The 664-nt window shown below is 70.8% G+C and carries 1 protein-coding gene; it reads right to left on the bottom strand.

The window, feature by feature from the left end:
* Positions 1-664: radical SAM protein (locus tag ABFX50_RS50935; RefSeq protein ID WP_346158548.1), on the bottom strand; the 664-nt coding region annotated here is incomplete at both ends.

Genomic DNA, 664 nt, shown 5'->3' with positions numbered 1-664 from the left:
GCCGGACAGGATGTTCCACACCGGCAGCACCCCGAACTCCGCGCACCCCAGCAGGAAGCGCACGTTCTGGAACGCCGTCGCGCCCTTCTTCAGCGCGCGCAGCCCCTCCGTGCTGATGCTCTCGATGCCCGGCTGCACCGACCTCACCCCGGCCCTGCGCATCCGCCGGATGTCCGCCCACTCCATGTTCGCCTTGACCTCGAAGAACAGCGAGTGGTCGGTGCGCAGCTCCTCCACCGCGGGCAGCGCCGTGTCGAGGTAGCCGAGGTCGAGGATGTTGTCGACGGCGAAGAAGTCCAGCACCCCGTAGCGGTCCATCATGTGCTTGAGCTCGGCGGCCACCGAGTCCGGGTGCTTGCTGCGGTAGCGCATGGTGGCGCCGTTGAGGCCGCAGAAGGTGCAGTGCGTCTTCGCGCCCCACCAGCAGCCCCTGGAGAACTCCACCGGCAGCGAGACCTCGGCCTCCAGGTCGGACAGCCCGGCCTCGGCCAGCTGCTCGAAGAACCCGTCGTAGGACGGGGTCGGGACGTCCAGCCGTTCCCCGGTGACCAGCTCGCCGACCTGCGCCTGGCCGCCCCTGGTGACCAACCGCCCGGTCGAGCGCAGGTCCGCGCCCTCGGCGACCTGCCGCAGCAGGTCCGCGAACGCGTCCTCGCCGGGCCCG

It is taken from the genome of Nonomuraea recticatena, from assembly GCF_039533245.1.
Lineage (GTDB): Bacteria > Actinomycetota > Actinomycetes > Streptosporangiales > Streptosporangiaceae > Nonomuraea > Nonomuraea roseola.
The sequence above is the reverse complement of the archived record's forward strand: the minus strand, read 5'-3'. Positions and strand labels throughout refer to the sequence as shown.